Source organism: Parerythrobacter lacustris (assembly GCF_024626475.1).
Lineage (GTDB): Bacteria > Pseudomonadota > Alphaproteobacteria > Sphingomonadales > Sphingomonadaceae > Parerythrobacter_A > Parerythrobacter_A lacustris.
Window position 1 is genome coordinate 58713 of the sequence record NZ_JANKHH010000004.1, and the last position, 19015, is coordinate 77727.

Annotated in this window: 19 protein-coding genes; 13 read left to right on the plus strand and 6 right to left on the minus strand. The window is 64.5% G+C overall.

Going from position 1 to position 19015, the window contains the following annotated elements; translation table 11 throughout:
* Window positions 1–82 precede the first annotated feature (82 nt).
* From NSO95_RS06840 to dnaE, 7 genes are all read left to right on the plus strand, one after another.
* Complete coding sequence (locus NSO95_RS06840; protein WP_257595436.1) at window positions 83–1324, plus strand: lipoprotein-releasing ABC transporter permease subunit; 1242 nt, start codon at window positions 83–85, stop codon at window positions 1322–1324.
* Complete coding sequence (locus tag NSO95_RS06845; RefSeq protein ID WP_257595437.1) at window positions 1317–1991, plus strand: ABC transporter ATP-binding protein; 675 nt, start codon at window positions 1317–1319, stop codon at window positions 1989–1991. Before NSO95_RS06840 ends, NSO95_RS06845 begins: the two co-directional genes overlap by 8 nt.
* Before the next feature lie 17 nt (window positions 1992–2008).
* On the plus strand, window positions 2009–2527 hold the full coding sequence (locus NSO95_RS06850) for a hypothetical protein (RefSeq protein WP_257595438.1): 519 nt from the start codon (window positions 2009–2011) through the stop codon (window positions 2525–2527).
* Window positions 2528–2604: 77 nt separating this feature from the next.
* Window positions 2605–2835, plus strand: coding sequence for a hypothetical protein (locus NSO95_RS06855; RefSeq protein ID WP_257595439.1), 231 nt, complete (start codon window positions 2605–2607; stop codon window positions 2833–2835).
* Window positions 2832–3311 (plus strand): glutathione peroxidase, encoded by a 480-nt coding sequence (locus tag NSO95_RS06860; protein ID WP_257595440.1) that lies wholly within the window; start codon window positions 2832–2834, stop codon window positions 3309–3311. Before NSO95_RS06855 ends, NSO95_RS06860 begins: the two co-directional genes overlap by 4 nt.
* Window positions 3312–3359: 48 nt before the next feature.
* A complete protein-coding gene (locus NSO95_RS06865) occupies window positions 3360–3698 on the plus strand; it encodes a hypothetical protein (RefSeq protein WP_257595441.1) in 339 nt (112 codons plus the stop codon).
* Between the two features lie 143 nt (window positions 3699–3841).
* Window positions 3842–7315, plus strand: a complete 3474-nt coding sequence (gene dnaE / locus NSO95_RS06870) for a DNA polymerase III subunit alpha (protein ID WP_257595442.1) — start codon at window positions 3842–3844, stop codon at window positions 7313–7315.
* On the opposite strand, the gene NSO95_RS06875 is transcribed toward dnaE, so the two are convergent.
* Window positions 7298–7666: a hypothetical protein gene (locus NSO95_RS06875; protein ID WP_257595443.1), complete on the minus strand. Its 369-nt coding sequence runs from the start codon at window positions 7664–7666 to the stop codon at window positions 7298–7300. The genes dnaE and NSO95_RS06875 overlap by 18 nt on opposite strands.
* A gap of 49 nt (window positions 7667–7715) precedes the next feature.
* Between NSO95_RS06875 and NSO95_RS06880 the strand changes: the two genes are divergently transcribed.
* Together NSO95_RS06880 and NSO95_RS06885 are read left to right on the plus strand one after the other, a co-directional pair.
* Entirely contained in the window at window positions 7716–9356 is a 1641-nt protein-coding gene (locus NSO95_RS06880; RefSeq protein WP_257595444.1) for a long-chain fatty acid--CoA ligase, read from the plus strand.
* 162 nt (window positions 9357–9518) lie between these two features.
* The gene (locus tag NSO95_RS06885; protein ID WP_257595445.1) at window positions 9519–9953 is read left to right on the plus strand and encodes a DUF1330 domain-containing protein; all 435 of its coding nucleotides are present in this window, start codon (window positions 9519–9521) and stop codon (window positions 9951–9953) included.
* Here the strand turns inward: NSO95_RS06885 and NSO95_RS06890 are convergent.
* From NSO95_RS06890 to NSO95_RS06910, 5 genes are all read right to left on the minus strand, one after another.
* Window positions 9950–10123, minus strand: coding sequence for a hypothetical protein (locus tag NSO95_RS06890; RefSeq protein ID WP_257595446.1), 174 nt, complete (start codon window positions 10121–10123; stop codon window positions 9950–9952). The two genes, NSO95_RS06885 and NSO95_RS06890, sit on opposite strands and share 4 nt — an antisense overlap.
* Window positions 10124–10268: 145 nt before the next feature.
* Window positions 10269–11354, minus strand: coding sequence for a PA0069 family radical SAM protein (locus NSO95_RS06895; protein ID WP_257595447.1), 1086 nt, complete (start codon window positions 11352–11354; stop codon window positions 10269–10271).
* Window positions 11355–11830: 476 nt separating this feature from the next.
* Window positions 11831–12358, minus strand: coding sequence for a molybdenum cofactor biosynthesis protein B (gene moaB / locus NSO95_RS06900; protein ID WP_257595448.1), 528 nt, complete (start codon window positions 12356–12358; stop codon window positions 11831–11833).
* A gap of 10 nt (window positions 12359–12368) precedes the next feature.
* The gene (locus NSO95_RS06905; protein WP_257595906.1) at window positions 12369–14114 is read right to left on the minus strand and encodes a lytic transglycosylase domain-containing protein; all 1746 of its coding nucleotides are present in this window, start codon (window positions 14112–14114) and stop codon (window positions 12369–12371) included.
* A 25-nt stretch (window positions 14115–14139) separates the two neighbouring features.
* The gene (locus NSO95_RS06910) at window positions 14140–14874 is read right to left on the minus strand and encodes a uracil-DNA glycosylase family protein (RefSeq protein WP_257595449.1); all 735 of its coding nucleotides are present in this window, start codon (window positions 14872–14874) and stop codon (window positions 14140–14142) included.
* 127 nt (window positions 14875–15001) lie between these two features.
* Here NSO95_RS06910 and NSO95_RS06915 point away from each other — a divergent pair, with 127 nt between their 5' ends.
* The 4 genes from NSO95_RS06915 to NSO95_RS06930 all read left to right on the plus strand — a co-directional run bounded on the left by NSO95_RS06915 (window position 15002) and on the right by NSO95_RS06930 (window position 18951).
* A complete protein-coding gene (locus NSO95_RS06915) occupies window positions 15002–16663 on the plus strand; it encodes an electron transfer flavoprotein-ubiquinone oxidoreductase (protein ID WP_257595450.1) in 1662 nt (553 codons plus the stop codon).
* 33 nt (window positions 16664–16696) lie between these two features.
* Complete coding sequence (locus tag NSO95_RS06920; RefSeq protein ID WP_257595451.1) at window positions 16697–17188, plus strand: GIY-YIG nuclease family protein; 492 nt, start codon at window positions 16697–16699, stop codon at window positions 17186–17188.
* Window positions 17189–17219: 31 nt separating this feature from the next.
* Window positions 17220–18128 (plus strand): GHMP family kinase ATP-binding protein, encoded by a 909-nt coding sequence (locus tag NSO95_RS06925; RefSeq protein WP_257595452.1) that lies wholly within the window; start codon window positions 17220–17222, stop codon window positions 18126–18128.
* Window positions 18129–18222: 94 nt separating this feature from the next.
* Window positions 18223–18951 carry an N-formylglutamate amidohydrolase gene (locus NSO95_RS06930; protein WP_257595453.1) on the plus strand — a complete coding sequence of 243 codons (729 nt, stop codon included), beginning with the start codon at window positions 18223–18225 and terminating at the stop codon, window positions 18949–18951.
* The last annotated feature ends 64 nt before the right edge of the window (window positions 18952–19015 follow it).

Genomic DNA, 19015 nt, shown 5'->3' on the forward strand with positions numbered 1-19015 from the left:
TTGCGCGCCTATTTCATTGCAGCGACAGGAAAGGCTGACTATCGGAGCGGCAGCTTTGCCACAATTGCGGGTTTCGCCCATCTTGCTGCTTTCCAATTTCGAACGGACGATCGCCAAGCGCTACCTGTTACCAGGGCGCAGCGAGGCTTTCATTGCGCTGGTCGCAGGGATCAGCGTGGTGGTGGTGATGCTGAGCGTCGCCATGCTGGTAACGGTGATGAGCGTCATGAACGGTTTTCGCGGCGAGTTGCTCGACCGGATCGTCGGCCTCAACGGCCATGCCATCGTCCAGGCCTATGGCGGGCGGCTAGACAACTGGCAGGGCGTGCTCAAGGAAATTCGCGCGACCGAAGGCGTGACCGAGGCCTCCCCCCTGATCGAACAGCCGCTGCTGACGAGTTTCAACGGCCGGGTCGAAGGCATTGTGATGCGCGGCAACACGGCGGAGGACATCGCCGCGCTGCAGGAAGACCTGATCGCGGGCCGGGCGAGCGACCTCAAGCCCGGCGCCAGCAAGGTCATCATCGGCGCGCGGCTGGCGGAGAATATCGGCGCGAGCATCGGCAGCACGATCACCATCATCAACCCGCAGGGACGGACAACCCCCTTCGGCACCGTGCCGCGCCAGATCGGCTATGAAGTGGCGGGGCTGCTGGAAACGGGCATCTACGAGTTCGACCAGGCCTTCGTCATCATGCCTATCCCCGATGCGCAGACGTTGCTGCTCAGCGGCGACAAGATCGGCATGATCGAGGTCCAGACCGAGGATCCGGACCGGGTGGACGAGATCATGGCCCCGGTAAAAGCCAGATTGCAGAGCCGGGCGGTCGTCTCGAGCTGGAAGGAGATCAATTCCTCCATCTTTGAAGCGCTCGAAGTGGAACGGGTAGCGATGTTCTTCGCGCTGTCGATCATCGTGGTGGTCGCGGCGTTCAATATCCTTTCGTCGCTTGTGATGCTGGTGCGCGCCAAGACCCGCGACATCGCAATCATGCGCACGATGGGCGCGACACGGCGCAGCGTGCTCAAGATTTTCGTCACCACCGGTTTCATCGTCGGCGCGATCGGGACCGGCGCGGGGTTGGCGCTCGGCTTCCTTCTGCTCGCCTTCCGGCAGCCGATCGTCGAAGGTATCCAGTGGCTTACCGGAGCGCAGCTATGGAACCCCGAGGTGCGTATCCTGACCGAGCTGCCTGCGCGGGTCGATGTGGTCGAAGTGGCCAGCATCGCGTTGCTGACGCTGGGGCTGTGCCTGCTGGCAACGCTCTATCCCGCGCTGAAGGCGGCCAAGACCGACCCGGTGCAGGTGCTGCGTTATGAGTAACTCCGTCGTCAAACTCACCGGGCTGACCCGCAGTTTCGAGCAGGGCGGGGAGCGGATCGACGTATTGCGCGGGGTCGACCTTACGATCCTGCCGGGCGAGATCGTCGCGCTGCTCGGCCCGTCGGGCTCGGGCAAGTCGACCATGCTCCAGGCCGTCGGACTGCTCGAAGGCGGCTTCGGCGGCAAAATCGAGATCGGCGGGGTCGACGCAAGTTCGCTGCCGTCCGACGGGCGCACGAGCCTGCGCCGAACCCATCTCGGCTTCGTCTACCAGTTCCACCACCTGCTGCCCGATTTTACTGCGGTCGAGAATGTGAACCTGCCGCAGCTGATCAATGGTGTCCCGACCGCAGAGGCCACGGTCCGCTCCGAACAGTTGCTCGGCTCGCTCGGCCTGTCGGAGCGGTTGACGCACCGGCCGAGCCAGCTTTCTGGCGGCGAGCAGCAGCGCGTTGCAGTTGCGCGCGGGCTGGCCAACCGTCCCCAGCTGGTGCTAGCCGACGAGCCGACCGGCAATCTCGACGAGCATACCTCGGACAAGGTGCTCGCCCAGTTTCTCGAGCTGGTGCGCGGCGAAGGCAGCGCGGCGCTGGTCGCGACGCATAACGAGCGGCTGGCGAGCCGGATGGACCGTGTGGTAAGGCTGCACGAGGGCGTGCTCGACTGACGGCGGAGGAAGCTGCGATGATATCCGGTGTTCTGGCTTCGATCCTGATGCAGGCGGCGACGACCGCTTCCTCCGCTCCCGCCCTTCCGGCCTGTAATACACCGCAGCATGCGGAGTTCGATTTCTGGGTGGGCGAATGGGACGTCTACCCCAACGGCAGCGCCGATAAAGTGGCCGAGAGCAGGATCGAGAAACTCTACAACGGCTGCGCCATTCGCGAGAACTGGAAGCCGCTCAAGGGCGGGGCCGGAGGCAGCCTCAACAGCCTCGACCCAGCGACCGGTCGCTGGCACCAGACCTGGATCGGCTCGTCGCCCGGCAAGGTCGAGTTCACCGGCGGCAAGGTAGCCGACGGGATCGTGCTGACCGGTTACTGGCAGCACATCGGCGGACCTGGGAAGCATGGCCTGGTCCGGATGACCTATACGCCCAATCCGAACGGCTGGGTCCAGCAGTTCGGCGAAGTGTCCTACGATCACGGCGCCAACTGGTCGCCCAGCTTCGATTTTATCTACAAGCCGCGCGAACGCGATTGAGACCGCCGCGACCGCTTGCCCGCGCAAGGTCTGCGTGCCAATAGGCGCGTTCATCTGTCGTGAAAGGGTGGGTTCGCATGCAAGCCGTCGACTGGAATGCCTCCGCAACGCTGCTGGAGCGAGACGATTCCGGGTCGGACCTGCACTACCACTTCCGCACAGTGGAAAAGAGCACCTTGGGTGATCTCGTACGCAAGGTTGCCGCAATGTCGGCGAACGACCGGGCGCGGCTGGTGATCGACAGCGGCGGCGGAACCATCAACGTTGGCGAGATCATGGCGCTGGCGCAAAGGGACGATTTGCCATGAGCACGATAGCCGATTTCACCGTCGAGAGTTCCAATGGGGCGGCGCTCGATCTGTCCGACAAGCTAGGAAAGGTCCTGCTGGTGGTCAACACCGCGAGCAATTGCGGTTTCACCCCGCAATACAAGGGGCTGGAGGCGGTATTTCAGCAGTACAAGGACCGGGGTTTCGAGGTGCTGGCCTTTCCGTGCAACCAGTTTGGCGGGCAGGAACCGGGCAACCAGGACGAGATCGAGCAGTTCTGCGAAGTCAATTTCGGTCTCACCTTCCCGCTGATGAAGAAGATCGATGTCAATGGGGACGATGCCAGTCCGCTGTTCGACTGGATGAAGGGCGAGGCGCCCGGCCTGATGGGCTCCAAGGCGATCAAGTGGAACTTCACCAAGTTCCTGATCGACCGTGAGGGCAATGTCGTGAAGCGCTATGCGCCGCAGGACACGCCCGAGCGGATCGCCAAGGATATCGAGAAGCTGCTGTAACCACGCCGGGCTGCGCCCCGAATTGCGGTCCGAGGCAAGGAGGGCGGAATGCTCGAATCGATCAACCAGTGGTTTCTTTCGCTCGGCGCGGAATACGGGGTGAACCCCTATATTTTCGGCGGGATTTACGTCGGTGCGATCCCGTTCTTCATCCTCTCGATCGGCTGGCTGGTGCGCCGCGCCAAGGCTGGGAAATCGACCGTCTTGCCGACGCTGTGTGCAGGGTTCTGTTTCGTTTCGGCCTATATCTATCTCGCCATCGCCGGGCGGAATATTCCGCTGTGGGTATGGATATTCCTCGGCGCTCTGATCGTCTACGGCGCATGGTCGAGCATCCGCGACACACGGCGCAAGATCGCGGCGGCGAAGTCGGAAAGCCCCGAATGATCGTCATCCCAGCGAAAGCTGGGATCGGGTTCAAACTTGCACCAGACCGAGAACGATCCCAGCTTTCGCTGGGATGACGAATAAGGAGCAAAAAGCTCCGTCTGACCGTTGGCGAATCCCGTTACTCCCACCATAGTGCGGCCATGGCCTATGCCCCCTTCGTTCCGCTGCGTGTTCTCTCGTCCTACTCGATGCTCGAAGGGGCGATCGACCCGAAAAACATCGCCAAACTGGCGAAGGAGCGCGGGTTCCCCGCCATCGCTATTGCCGACCGCAACGGCCTTTATGGCGCGGTCATGTTCGCGTCTGCCTGCGTGGCGGAAGGGGTACAGCCGATCATCGGGACCTTGCTGGGTGTTGCGCGTGACGACAGCGGCCGGCAGGTCGATTACCTGCCCCTCTACGCGCAGGACGAGGCCGGTTACGACAATCTATGCCATCTCGTGTCGAAGGCGCATCTCGACCGTCCGCTGGAGCTTGCCCCGCATGTCAGGCTCGCGGATCTGGAAAGTCATACCGAGGGGCTGATCGCGCTGACCGGCGCGGGCGAGGGGGCACTGACCGACCTGCTGGCAAACGGGCAGGTCGATGCCGCCGAGGCGCTGCTTGACAAGCTCCAGGCCCTGTTTCCCGAGCGGCTCTATATCGAAATCGCGCGGCGCGGGAACGCGGCCGAACAGGCCGCGGAAGGGGCGTTGCTCGATCTCGCCTATGCGCGCGACCTGCCGCTGGTCGCGACCAATCCGGCCAATTTCGCCGAACCGCACATGCATTCGGCGCACGACGCCATGCTGTGCATCGCCGGTTCGACCCATATCGAGGCGGAAGACCGCCCGCGTTCGAACCGCGAAGCGTGGGTGAAGTCGGCGCGGATGATGCAGGAGGCCTTCGCCGACTTGCCCGAGGCCATCGCCAACACCCTCGTCATCGCGCAGCGCTGTGCCTACGCGCCGCCCCATCGCGACCCGATCCTGCCCAGCCTCGCCGGCGACCTCGAGGCCGAAGCGAGGATGCTGGCAGAGGACGCGCGCAAGGGCCTCGAAGCGCGGCTCGCGCCTTATGGCGAGATGGCGCCGGACGAGCGCCAGACCTATTTCGACCGGCTCGATTTCGAGGTCGGGGTGATCAACCAGATGGGCTTTCCCGGCTACTTCCTGATCGTTGCCGATTTTATCAAATGGGCGAAGGATCACGATATTCCGGTCGGGCCGGGGCGCGGCTCGGGCGCGGGCTCGCTGGTCGCCTGGGCGCTCACCATCACCGATCTCGATCCGATCCGGCTGGGGCTGCTGTTCGAGCGCTTCCTCAACCCTGAACGCGTTTCGATGCCCGACTTCGATATCGACTTCTGCGAAACGCGGCGCGGCGAGGTGATCCGCTACGTCCAGCAGAAATACGGCCACGATCACGTCGCGCAGATCATCACCTTCGGCAAGTTGAAGGCGCGCGCGGTGTTGCGCGATACCGGGCGCATCCTGCAGATGAGCTACGGCCATGTCGACCGTCTGTGCAAGATGGTGCCCAACCACCCGACCGATCCGTGGACGCTGCCGCGCGCGCTCAACGGGGCGGCCGATTTCCGCCGCGAGTACGAGAACGACAACGAGGTCAAGCGGCTGGTCGATCTCGCGATGCAGCTCGAAGGTTTTCCGCGCAACAGCTCGACCCATGCGGCGGGGGTGGTGATCGGCGACCGGCCGCTGGCTCAACTGGTGCCGCTCTACCGCGATCCGCGGTCGGATATGCCGGTGACGCAGTACGACATGAAGAATGTCGAGAGCAGCGGGCTGGTGAAGTTCGACTTCCTCGGCCTCAAGACGTTGTCGGTGCTGCAGAAGGCGGTGAAGCTGCTCGAGAAGCGCGGCATCGCGGTCGATCTGGGCGCGCTCGCATGGGACGATCCGGCGGTGTTCCAGCTGCTCAAGTCGGGCAACACGGTGGGCGTTTTCCAGCTGGAATCGGAAGGGATGCGCCGCACGCTGACCGCGGTGAAGCCGACCAAGTTCGAGGACATCATCGCGCTCGTCTCGCTCTACCGGCCCGGCCCGATGGACAACATCCCGCTGTTCGGCAAGCGCAAGGCGGGCGAGGTGCCGATCGAATACCCGCATCCCAAGCTCGAGGGCATCCTTGCCGAAACCTACGGCATTTTCGTCTATCAGGAGCAGGTGATGCAGGCGGCGCAAATCCTCGCCGGCTACTCGCTCGGCGATGCCGACCTCCTGCGCCGCGCGATGGGCAAGAAGAACCAGGCAGAGATGGACAAGCAGCGCGCGCGCTTCATCGAAGGCTGCAAGAGCGTATCCGACATCGACGCGCGGAAGGCGTCGGAACTGTTCGATTTGATCGACAAGTTCGCCGGATACGGCTTCAACAAGTCGCACGCCGCCGCCTACGCTCTGCTTGCCTACCAGACCGCGTGGCTCAAGGCGCATTACCCGCATGAATTCTACGCCGCATCGATGTGTTTCGACATGCACCAGTCGGAAAAGCTGGCACTGTTCGTCGACGATGCGCGGCGCCACGGGGTCGAGATCGCGCCGCCCGACGTCAATCGCTCCGAGGCGGAGTTCACCGTCGAACAGACCGACGACGGATATGCTGTGCGCTATGCGCTCGCGGGAATCCGCAACGTCGGCGAGAAGGCGATGGAGGCGCTGGTCGCCGAACGCGAGGCGCGTGGCTGGTTCGAGAACCTCAAGGAACTGTTCGAACGCCTGCCCAAGGGCAGTATGAATTCACGCCAGCTTGAAGGGCTGATCTGCGCGGGCGCACTGGACCAGCTCGAGCGCAATCGCGCCAAGCTGTTCGAAAATGCGGACCTGTTGCTGGCGGTGGCGGACAGCGCGGCGCGCGAGCGCGAAAGCGGGCAGGGTGGCCTGTTCGGCGGCGAGGATGCAAACCACGACACTCTGCGCCTCAGGGATGTCGAGGAATGGTCGCGCGCCGACCGGATGGCGAGGGAGCGCGAGAATTTCGGGTTCTATTTCTCGGCCCACCCGGTGCAGCAATTCTGGCCGGTCGCCTCCGCCAATGGAGCGCGCACCATCCAGAGCCTGATGGAAGCGGGTGCGCCCCCGGGCGGCCGTCAGCCGGCGGTGATGGCGGCAATGGTCGAGAAGGTGAACAAGGGGCGGACCCGCAAGGGCAAGGATTTCGTCCGCGCCGATTTCTCCGACCAGACTGGCCAGTTCAGCGCCGCCTGTTTCGAGGAATCACTGGTCGAGAACTTCATCCGCTGGGCACAGGAGGGGACCTGCATCCTGCTCAACGTCGAGCTCGATTCGCCCAGTCCCGACGAACCGCCGCGGATCACCGTGCGCGGCGCGCGGCCGCTCGACGAGGTCAAGGGCGGCTCGCGCATGTTGCTGACACTCGACGTGCGTGATGCGGCGGCGCTGCACGATCTTAAGCTCGAGCTCGGCCCCGGAACCCCGGGCCATGGCGAGGTCATGGTGACCTTGCGCACCGGCGCGGACATCGAACCGCAGCTCCGGCTTGGGCGGGACTATGCACTCGATGGCGAACTGGCGGAGCGGCTCGCGGCGATCGAGGGCCTCGACAAGGTTTCGCTGACCACCCGCCGTGGGGCGACGCACCTACGGCTCGTCGCCTGATTCCTCGGATTCCCCTGCGTCTGCCGGTTCGGCGAGCGGTCGCGCGAAAATCCCCGTCCAGCGTGACAGTGCCAACAGCAGGACCGGCAGCATCATGGTGTTGACCATGTCGTGCACGCTGCTCCAGATATAGGGGTTCTTCTCGATCTCGAGATTGAAGAGGATGTCGTTCACCTCGTTGGCGAGCGCCACCAGCAGCACCGGCACCAGCGTGCGCCACTGCCAGGTCTTCCAGCCGAACATGATGCAGCTGGCCGCGTAGACGATCAGCGCGACATAGATATGTAGCGCATCCTTGGCGAGGCCGGTCAGGTCGACCGCCACCAGCTTGAAATCGTAGAGCCACTGCATCGCGCGCCGGTTTAGGCCGATTGCCAAGGCTGGCAAGCGCGGGCATGACATGCGGCAGAAGATAATCGAGAGGAGAGAGACGGCGATGGCTTCTTTGGGCGCGATGCAGGACTGGACCATGCGCATCACCCACGTGATCGATCACGCGGCGCGCGAGGCTGGAACCCGCGAAATAGTCAGCCGCTGGGCTGACGGCAGCGAGACCCGGACCGACTGGGCGGGCATCCGGCGCGACGCGCTGAAGATGGCGCAGGCGCTGCAGGCGCTCGGCATCCGCAAGGGCGACCGCGTCGCGAGCCTGGCCATGAACCATTCGCGGCATCTGGTCAGCTGGTACGGCGTCGCCGGGATGGGCGGGGTGCTCCACACGGTCAACCCGCGGCTGTTCGACGACCAGCTCGAATATATCGTCAACCACGCCGAAGACCGCGTGCTGTGCTACGACGCGGCGTTCCAGCCGATCGTCGACCGGATGAAAGACCGCTGGACTACCGTCGAGCACTACGTCTGCTACGATTCCGGCGCACACTCGACCGCCTTCGAGGACTGGATTGGCGCGCAGGACGGCGATTTCGAATGGGTCACGGGCGGCGAAACCGATCCTTGTATGATCTGCTACACCAGCGGCACGACCGGCAACCCCAAGGGGGTGCAGTACGAGCACCGCTCGACCCTGATGCACGCTTTGGCAGGACTGCAACCGGCGGCGTTCAACTTCAGCTCGGCGAGCGTGATGCTGCCGGTGGTGCCGATGTTCCATGCCGCCAGCTGGGGCTTGCCCTATGCCGGGGCGATGGCGGGGATCAAATTCGTCTTCTCCGCGGTCAACGACCCGGCGGTGCTGCATGAACTGATGCTGCGCGAAGGGGTTACCGACAGCGCGGGAGTGCCGACGGTGTGGCTCGCGCACTTCCAATATTGCGACAAGCAAGGCATCGACCTGCCGCCTCTCAAGGCCGCAACGATCGGCGGCTCGGCGGCGCCCAAATTCATGATCGAACGGCTGATGCGGAACGGCACCCGCGTACAGCATGCCTGGGGCATGACCGAAACCAGCCCCATCGGCACGGTCGGCGGGCCGACCTTCGATTGGGACCAGCTCAGCTTCGAAGAGAAGGTGGCCAAGACCGCGATGCAGGGCCGCCCGGTGTTCGGGGTCGAGCTGCGCACGGTCAGCCTTGACGACATGCTTACCCCGCTGCCGCGTGATGGCGAGACTTCCGGCGCGCTGCAGATCCGCGGGCCGTGGATCATCAAGCGCTATTTCAAGGCCGAGCAGGACGCGACCCATAATGATGGCTGGTTCGATACCGGCGACGTCGGCATCATCCACCCCGACGGCACGCTGCAGCTCACCGACCGGACCAAGGACGTCATCAAGTCGGGCGGCGAGTGGATCAGTTCGGTCGAACTCGAGAACGCCGCGGTCGGCCATCCGGCGGTGGCGGAGGCGGCCTGCGTTGGCATGTTTCACCCCAAGTGGGACGAACGCCCGGTGCTGTTCGTGGTGAAGAAGGAAGGCGCGGAGTGCTCGGCCGACGATATCATCGCGCACCTCACGCCGCTGATCGCCAAGTGGTGGCTGCCCGATGCGGTGGAGTTCGTCGATGACATTCCGCACACCGCCACTGGCAAGATCAGCAAGAAGGACCTGCGCGACCGGTTCGCCGATTACCGGCTGGCGGAGTAGGACATTCCTCCCCATCGACTTGCGATGGGGAGGTGGCAGCGCGAAGCGCTGACGGAGGGGTGGGATGGATGCACCCAATCGCGCCAAAGCCCCTCCACCGCCCTGCGGGCGGTCCCCCTCCCCATCGCAAGACGATGGGGAGGTTAGCAAAAGGAAAATTGGATGGCTGAGACCACATTTATCGACCCGACCCCCGCCGGTTTCCAGGCGTTCAAGGACCTGCCGCGCGACGAGCCGATCCATATGCTCAACCTGCTGCGCTATCGCGAGCTGGCGGAATATCCCGCGGGGCACGAGCACCATGGCAAGGGCTGGACCGGGCGGCGCGCCTATGAGGAATATGGCAAGACCAGCGGCCCGATCTTCCGCCGGGTCGGTGGCAGCATCGTGTGGCGCGGGACTTTTCAGGCGATGGTCACCGGGCCGGAGTCCGAGCGGTGGGACGACGGCTTCGTCGCGCAGTACCCGAACAGTGCGGCGTTCTTCGCAATGATCAAGGATCCGGATTACCAGCTGGCGGTGGTCAACCGCAGCGCCGCGCTGGTCGACAGCCGCCTGGTCCGGTTCATGCCGGGCGAAGGCGGGGAAGGTTTCTAGTCGGCGATTTCGCCGCGCTCGGCCTCGCGTCGGCTGACGACATAGGCGTAGCCCACGGCGACCAGCAGCACCACACCGCTTCCGCCGATGACAAAAGCCGAGTTGAACATCACCGCGACCACGATCAAAAGGACCGACGCGAGCAGGATAGTTTGGGTCAGTTTCGACATGGATGCGCCCCTTCGCTGGATGTTATCGGCAGGCCCCCGCGTTACCCGGCACGTCGAGCCTCCTGCCATTGCTAGATTGCGAGCGTTAACAAAGTGTCGCCGCCAATTCTTACCGCGCCGCTAGGCATGGCGGGGCATTGCGCGCTCACAGCAGCCGCAACTGCCCGCCGACTTCGGGACGCCGGAACTGCGAGCAGTCGAGCTCGATCCGGTCCCTGCCGACCCCCGCGCGCTTGCAGGCTATTCGGAAACGGGCGCGGAACAGGTCGGCCCACACCCCGCTCGGCTTCATCCGGGTGAAGAAATCGGGGTCGTTTTCTCTCCCGCCCCGGATCGAGCGGACGATGCTCATCACCTTACCCGCGCGGTCGGGGTAATGGACTTCGAGCCATTCACGGAACAGCGGCGCGACCTCATGCGGCAGGCGCAGCGGGATCCAGCTGGCGGATCGCACCCCGATCGCCCCGGCGCGTTCGATCAGCCGCTCCATGAATTCGTCGGTGATTGCCGGGATGACCGGCGCGATGGAGATATGCGCCTGGACCCCCGCCGCAGCCAGTTTCTCCAGCGCGGCCAATCGCTTGGCGGGCGAAGCGGCGCGCGGTTCGAGCTTGCCCGACAGCACCGGGTCTAGCGACGTTACCGAGATCGAAACGGCGGTCAGCTTGTGCTTGGCCAGCTCCGCCAGCAGGTCGAGATCGCGCAGCACCCGGTCGCTCTTGGTGGTGATGGTCACCGGATGCCGCGCCTCGAGGCACACTTCGAGCACTTGCCGTGTTATCGCATAGCGCGCCTCGATTGGCTGGTAGGGGTCGGTGTTTGTCCCCATCGCGATGAATTGCGGCTTGTAGGCGGGCTTGGCGAGCGTCCGCCGCAGGATCTCCGCTGCATTCGGCTTGGCGAACAACCGCGTCTCGAAATCGAGCCCGGGGGAAAGGTCGTGATAGGCATGGGTCGGGCGGGCGTAGCAGTAGACGCAGCCATGCTCGCACCCGCGATAGGCGTTGATCGAGCGGTCGAACGGCACATCGGGCGAGGAATTGAAGGTGACGATAGTCTTGGGGAATTCCTCGGTCACCGTGGTGCGCAGTTTGACCGGTGGTCCGTCGAAAGTTTGCACATGGTCGCGCCAGTCGCCGTCGACTTCGCGCTCCGCCAGCCCGAAGCGGGTCGGCACCGCCCCCGACTGGGCACCGCGGCCGTTGATGGCTGGTTCGAGGGGACGACGCATGTTGAGAACATACACAGAACATGACGAGATAACCAGAGTGCGTTTTGGGCGCTGTGGTCCTGATCCGGTGGAGAGTTCGGCGATGCAATTGAGACAGAACCGGATCGTGCGATGAATCCGGGAATGAGGCACAAACCGTTAGATAAGGTCTGCCGTACCAGAATCCGAATTTGAAAGCTCAAGTACCACGATCAGGGCGAAAGCGGCTGTAGAATATCAAAACAATTGGAGCAAAAACGAAGATTGTCATCAATAAAAGTTTCGTAGGCAATCCGACGTTATGCTCATCAAGGAAAAAGTCAGTCATGTAAATTGTGAGGCTGAAGAGATAGAAATAAAGAATTTTCATAATCATCCCCTGGCTGGCGTCGAGCCAAACGTAGATCGCTAGACTCACCCGCTATGTAATCTCCTGGCAATCAGCAAGACCTAGTACGGGTCGGTTCGCAGCTTTCTCATCCAAGCGGCGCATGGACTTACCGTTCCCGCAGCCGCGGCATCAGCTCCACGAAATTGCACGGCCTGTTCCGGCTGTCGAGTTGTTCGGCGAGGATCCCGTCCCAGCCGTCCTTCACCGCGCCGTTCGAGCCGGGGAGGGCGAAGATGTAGGTTCCGCGCGCCAGCACGGCGAGGGCGCGGCTTTGTACCGTGCTGGTGCCGATGGTCGAATAGCTGATCATGCGGAACAGCTCGCCGAAGCCGGGGATGTCCTTGTCCTTCACCCGCTCGAGTGCTTCGGGGGTCACGTCGCGCCCGGTCAGGCCGGTGCCGCCGGTCGAGACGATAGCGTCCACGCCCGGATCGTCGATCCAGGTGTTGAGTCGCTGGACCAGCGTGTCGGCATCGTCGCGCTCGATCGCGCGGGCGGCAAGCTTGTGCCCCGCTGTCTTGATCCGTTCGGCGAGGATATCGCCCGAGGTGTCGTCGGCAGCGGTGCGGGTGTCGGAAACGGTGAGCAGGGCGATGTTGATCGGCTTGAACTTCCGCGCGGGGTCTATCGCCATCGCTTGCCCGTCAGTCGCGCCGCGTCAGGCGCACGCCGCCGCCGCCGCTGAGTTCGGGGAAGGTCGGCCACATGCCCTGCGCCAGTGCCTCGCGGGTGGGCGAAGCGCCGCCCGCCTGCCGCTCGTACATCCAGTAGTTGCGCATCACGATGGCGACATATCCGCGCGTCTCCCAATAGGGGATGCTCTCCATATAGAGCAGCGCGTCGCCCTGGTCGTTGACCTCGGTGTTCCACCGCGTGATCGGGCTGAGGCCGGCGTTGTAGGCGGCCATGATCTTGGGCAGCAGCCCGCCGGTGGCACTGCTGTCGCGCAGCATGGCAAGATGCTCCTGCCCGAACGCAAGGTTGACCTCGGGATTGTTGAGATCGCTGGCATTGCCCGCGACGCCCAGCTTGCCGGCATGGTCGCGCGCGGCGGCGGGCATGATCTGCATAAGCCCGCGCGCGCCGGCGGGGCTGACCACGGCGGCGCGGAAGTTCGATTCCTGCAGCGTGTGGGCATAGGCGAGCGCGGGGTCGACCTTCCACCCGTTGACCGGCACCCAGCGTGGTGCGGGATAGCGCAACGAGGGTTCGGACTGCGCACCGCGCGGGGCGTTGTGCGCCATCCACAGCTGGGTCGAGGGCAGGCCGAGCTCGCGCGCAAGGCGCGAGAGTTCGTCATACTGCGATGGATCGCCGATCCGCGCCTGGTGGCGCAGGACTTCGTCGGCGAGATCGCTGCGGCCGATCTCGGACAGCGCGACCGCGGTGCGGACATTGGGGACATTGCGCAGGTCCTGCCAGTCGGCCTGGTTGAAGTCGGCCGTCTGGCGTTCGCGCGGAGGTTTCTGGCCCAGCTGCTCGAGTGCGAGCATGCCGTAGAGCGTCTCGTCCATCCGCGCTGCACCGCGCAGCAGCTCGGCGGATTTTTCCGGCTGGCGGCAGCGGGTCAGCGCGCGGCTTGCCCAGTAGTAACCGGCGGCGGACAGTTCGGGGTTGACCGCGCGCTGGCCGGCCCGCTCGAAATGGGTCGCGGCGGTGTCGCAATCATTGAGCCGCCAGGCAGAGAGGCCGGCGACCCAGTCGCCTTCCGCCACCCATGCGCCCGAACCTTCGCCCACGGTGCGAGCCATGCCAAGCGCGGCGGCATCCTGGTTCTCGATGTAATAGCTCCAGGCGACGCGCTGGCGCCATTCGGCGCGCGCTTCGGCGCTGAGCTGCGCGTCGATCCCGTCGAGCAGCAGCCGCGCGCCCTCGGGGTCGTCGTTCTTGATATGATCGAGGATACCGCTGCGGATCGAGGAGGGCATCGAGCCGTCCTCGACGCTGCGCGGCAGGATGCGCTTGGACGCATACCCCTGACTGACGAATGCCTGCTGTCCCGGCACGGGGTAATAGGCGTCGAGCCCGCGCTTCTGGCCGAGAGTCACCAGCTTCTCGCTGTGCGGCAGGTCGGTCCCGGCGGAAAGCCAGGTGCGGACCTGCTCGGCCTCGACCTTCGGACTGCCAGCGTGGAGGTAGAATTCGGCCAGCGCGACCTGGTGCAGCGGGCCGTCTGTGCGCTGCTCGAGCAGTGTCTGGACCTCGGCCCACTTCTCCCGGTCGATCGCGGTGAACAGCTGGCGGTAATACTCCTTCTCGGCGTTCGAGAGGAGTTCCGGCACATTGGTCGAGGTGGCGCGGGCGCGGAAATAGTCGGCGGCGGAGGAATTGGCGAGGGCGGGAGTGGCTGTGGCGGCGCCCGTGGCAGCAAGCGCCAGAGCCAGGGCCATGCGTACGGGGCGGGTTCTTGTCACGTCAGCCTTCCGTCCAATCGAGCCAGCGCTGCCACAACTGCTTGCGGCGGCCTGCCGAGCGCAGGAGTTCGCCGAGGGTTGGGGCAGCCATTAACGGCACGCTGACCCCGTCATGGTTAAAAACCCGTAAAGTGGCAGCAGCTTGCGCCGTATCGTGGCCCAAAAGCGGCAGAATGTTGCGCCCGAAGGCAATGATACGATTCGGGGCCGCAAGCGCGACGTGATGCGCAAGCAGATCGCCCAGCCCATCGGCCTTGAGCCGGTCCCACTCGGGCAGCGGGGTATGGCGAGGGAGAGCAGCAGCGAGATAGGTCTGGTTCGTGCCAAGACCCGCTGCTGCGAGGAACCCTGCGAGCAGCTTGCCTTCGGGTCCGGACATCAAGGTCTCGCGGTCCACCTCTTCTGGTTCGGGCACCACGACCATCAGTTCCGCGCCCGCAAGTCCGCGTGGGGCGATGCGCGGGAAGCTGCCCCCAGCGTCGAGCGTGTCCGATTCGAGCCACCAGCGATGGAAGGCGGAAAGGTCCGTCGGCCAGCCCGCCCGCTCGCCGCCGATCGCGACGCGCGGCTTGTCGGGCACAAGCGCGCGGCGCTGCGGCTGGGTGGCGGAAGGTACGGGGGCAGGTGCCGTCGCCTCCGCTTCGGGCGTGGCGAGCCAGTCCGTAACGTCATCGGCGAAGTCCGTATCGACCCCGGCCAGCCGCCACCAGTCGAGCGCGGCCTCGAATTCCTGCATCAGTGGGGGGGATTGCCGCTCGTCCATAGCTTGCAGCGGTCTTGACCTGTCGCGCCGCAGTATACAAGGCATTGCGGCAACTTCTGCGCGGGTGACACCGCGCCCGGCAACGAGGAAACGAGACGCAATGAGCGGCGCAAACATCGAACGCGAGTCCATGCCCTGCGACGTGGTGATCGTCGGCGGAGGCCCGGCCGGCCTCGCCGCCGCGATCCGGCTGAAGCAGATCAATTCCGAGCTCGAAATCATCGTGCTTGAGAAAGGTTCGGAGATAGGCGCGCATATCCTGTCGGGCGCAGTGGTGGACCCCAAGGCGCTCGACGAACTGCTGCCCGACTGGCGCACACAGGGCTGCCCGATGGCGCAGACCCCGGTGACCGACAACTGGCACTGGGTGCTGTCGAAGGGCAAGAGCTACCCGATGCCGCATCTGATGATGCCGCCCTTCATGTCGAACAACGGCTGCTATACCGGCTCGCTCGGCAACCTCACCCGCTGGCTGGCCGAGCAGGCCGAAGGGCTGGGGGTGATGGTGTTCCCCGGCTTCCCCGCAGCAGAAGTGATCATCGACGAGAACGGCGCGGTGGCAGGCGTGATCACGCAGGATATGGGCGTCGCCGCCGACGGCAGCCACAAGGGCGATTTCCAGCCGGGGATGGAGATCCACGCGAAGTATACCCTTTTCGCCGAGGGCGCGCGCGGCAACCTCACCAAGCGGATGAAGGCAAAGTTCGACCTCGAGGCCGACTGCCAGCCGCAGGTCTACGGGCTCGGGATCAAGGAACTGTGGGACATTGATCCAGAGAAGCACGTGCCGGGACGGGTGATCCACACTCAGGGCTGGCCGCTGTCCGAAAGCGACACTTGGGGCGGGGGCTTCCTCTACCACCAGGCCAACGGCCAGGTCGCCTTGGGCTTCGTCACGGCGCTCGACTACAAGAACCCCTATGTCGCGCCGTTCCAGGAATTCCAGCGCTGGAAGCAGCACCCGGCGATCCGCGAATATCTCGAAGGCGGCACCCGCGTCGCCTATGGCGCGCGCGCGATCAACGAGGGCGGCTGGCAGAGCGTGCCGAAGCTCGCCTTCCCCGGCGGCGCGCTGATCGGCTGCGCGGCGGGCTTCGTCAACGTGCCCCGGATCAAGGGCAGCCACACCGCGATGAAGAGCGGGATGCTGGCGGCGGAAAGTGTCGCAGCCGCGATCGCGGCGGGCGCGGAAAAGACCGAGCTGATGGATTACGATGCGGCGGTGCGCGAGAGCTGGATCGCCAAGGAACTGAAGCAGGTGCAGAACGCCCAGCCGATCATCGCCAAGTTCGGCGGCGATGTCGGCACCGTGCTCGCGGGGATCGACATGTGGATGCGCCAGCTGAAGATCGGCCTGCCGATCAGCATGAAGCACCACCGCGATTACGAGGAGCTCCAGCGCGCCGACCTCCACCAGCCGATCGCCTATCCCAAGCCCGACGGCAAGATCAGCTTCGACCGGCTGACCAGCGTGGCCTTCAGCTTTACCAACCACGCGGAAGACCAGCCATGCCACCTGATCCTCAAGGATCGCGCGCTGCAGAAGGAAAGCGAGCTGAAAGTCTTCGCCGGCCCCTCGACTCGCTATTGCCCCGCCGGGGTCTACGAATGGCTGACCGACGAGGATACGGGCGAGGCTCGGTTCCAGATCAACAGCCAGAACTGCGTCCACTGCAAGACCTGCGACATCAAGGACCCCAACCAGAACATCGAATGGGTGACGCCGGAAGGCGGCGGCGGGCCGAATTATCCGAATATGTGAGGAGGAGGGGCGGGATTGTCGCGACCAGACCTGTTGATTCCCTACGAATGGCCCCGAAGGCCGCGTAAAGAGCTGATCCTGCCTTCAGCGCCCGGAGTTTATGCGCTTTTCCTTCGGGATGGCGCTAAGCTTCCTGTGATTGACCCGCCCACTGATAGGCTCATTTATATCGGGCTGGGTAAATCGCTTGCCCGGCGTTGCCATTTTCGCGGTCGAACCGAAGGTCACTCACCTCGGCGCAGTCTCGCCGCACTCGTGTGCAACGAGCTCAAGCTCAAGCCGTTTTTGGGAGCGAACGGAAACTATAAATTTGATCAGGAAGGGGAGCGCCGTCTTGATGAATGGATGCATCGTAACCTTCTAATGGCGTTTGCCCTAACTGATGACTTGGAACGTGTAGAAGGCGAGTTAATTGTGAGATTTGCGCCTCCGCTCAATTTGAACAAATGCGCGCAGTCGCCAAGCCATCGAGCGGTCTCTTCGCTTCGTGCTTCCTTGCTTGAACGCGCGAGAAATCAGGCGTGAAGCCTGCGGTATCTTTAGTCAGAGCCACCTGATGCGCGAAACCGCCTACGCCAAGATCAACCTCGCGCTGCATGTCCGCAGGCGGCGGGAGGATGGGTATCACGAGCTTGAGACCTTGTTCGCCTTTGTCGATGCCGGCGATGTGCTGAGCGCGCGGCCTGCTGCGCAGGACAGCCTGCATGTGGTGGGTGAATTTTCGGGCGCGCTGCATCCTGCCCCCCTCCCCACGGGGGAGAAGTTGGGGGTGGGAGGGCTGCGGTCTGACTATCAGGCCGAAGCAAGCCCCCCTCCCGACCTCCCCCCTCACGGGGGGAGGGGATTTGGCGCGCTCGACAATCTCGTCGGCCGTGCGCTCAATGCCCTCCCGCGCCCACAAGGGCTCGCGGTCACGCTCGAGAAAAATCTCCCCGTCGCGGCGGGCCTGGGCGGCGGATCGGCGGATGCGGGGGCGGTGTTCCGGATGGTCGAGGCGCTGCATGGCCTGCCCGAAGACTGGCCAGCTCGCGCGGCCAAGCTCGGCGCGGATGTCCCCGCCTGCGTGCTCAGCCGCACCCATATCGGGCTTGGCACCGGCACCGAGCAGGTCGAGGTCGAGGACGATCTCGCCGGGACCCCGGTTTTGCTGGTCAATCCGAGGGTGCCGCTCTCGACCGGGCCGGTGTTCAAGGCGTGGGACGGGAAAGATCGCGGCGCGCTCCCCGATGGTCCGGCGAGCCGGATCGCGAGGGATGGGCGCAACGACCTCGAAGCACCCGCAATCTCGCACTGCCCGGTGATCGCCAAAGTGCTGGCGGCGCTGCAAGCCACCAACCCGTGGCTCGCCCGTATGTCCGGCTCGGGCGCGACCTGCTTTGCGCTTTACGACACGCCTGAGGCGCGCGACGCCGCGCAAGCCGCCGTGCCGCGCGAATGGTGGACAATGCTGGGCGCGCTGCGATGAGCCAACCTTGCCGACTCCCGTTCGTGCTGAGCCTGTCGAAGCACACGCTGCGCGCCTGCCCTTCGACAGGCTCAGGGCGAACGGAGGTTGGAGCGTGAGCGAGGCCTATCGCATCCTCGGCACACCGCGTGCGGGCGGAATTCTGATCGTCGCCGACCATGCGTCCAATCGTGTGCCGGAGGATATCGATCTCGGCATCGATCCAACGTTGCTCGACCAGCACATCGCAATAGATATCGGAGTGGCGGAGGTCGCCGAATTTCTAGTCCGCGAAACCGGCTGCGCCGCTTTCCTAGGCAATGTCAGCCGCCTGGTGTGCGACTTCAACCGCGACGAAGACCAGCCGGGCACCATTCCCGCAACCAGTGACGGGCATGCGATCCCCGGCAATGAGCTGTGTGACACCGCGCGCGAAGCGCGGCTGGCCCGGTTCTTCTTTCCCTATCACAACGCGCTGGCGGCCTTGCTGGCGGAGCATCCCCCCGCGCTGATCCTGTCGCTGTACAGCTTCACTCCGCGGCTTGCCAGCAGCGATGAGCCGCGTCCGTGGCACTGCGGGGTGCTCTACAACGAAGACGAGCGCGCGGCGCGGTTGGCGATCCCGCTGATCGAGCAGAGGGGCATGATCGTCGGCGACCAGCTGCCCTATTCTGGCAAGCTGCTCAACGCCACGATGAACCGCCATGCCGAGGCGAACGGTCACCCCTATTTCGGGCTGGAGGTGCGGCAGGACCTGATCGGCGATGCAGTCGGGCAAGCTCGCTGGGCCGCGCTCATCGCACCGGTTCTCGATCGGGTCGTGCAGCAGTTGCAGCACGGCTAGGGCGGGCCAAAGTTCGTCTCGCTTGACCGGGCCGAGCATCGCCGCGATGGCAAGGCGACACACC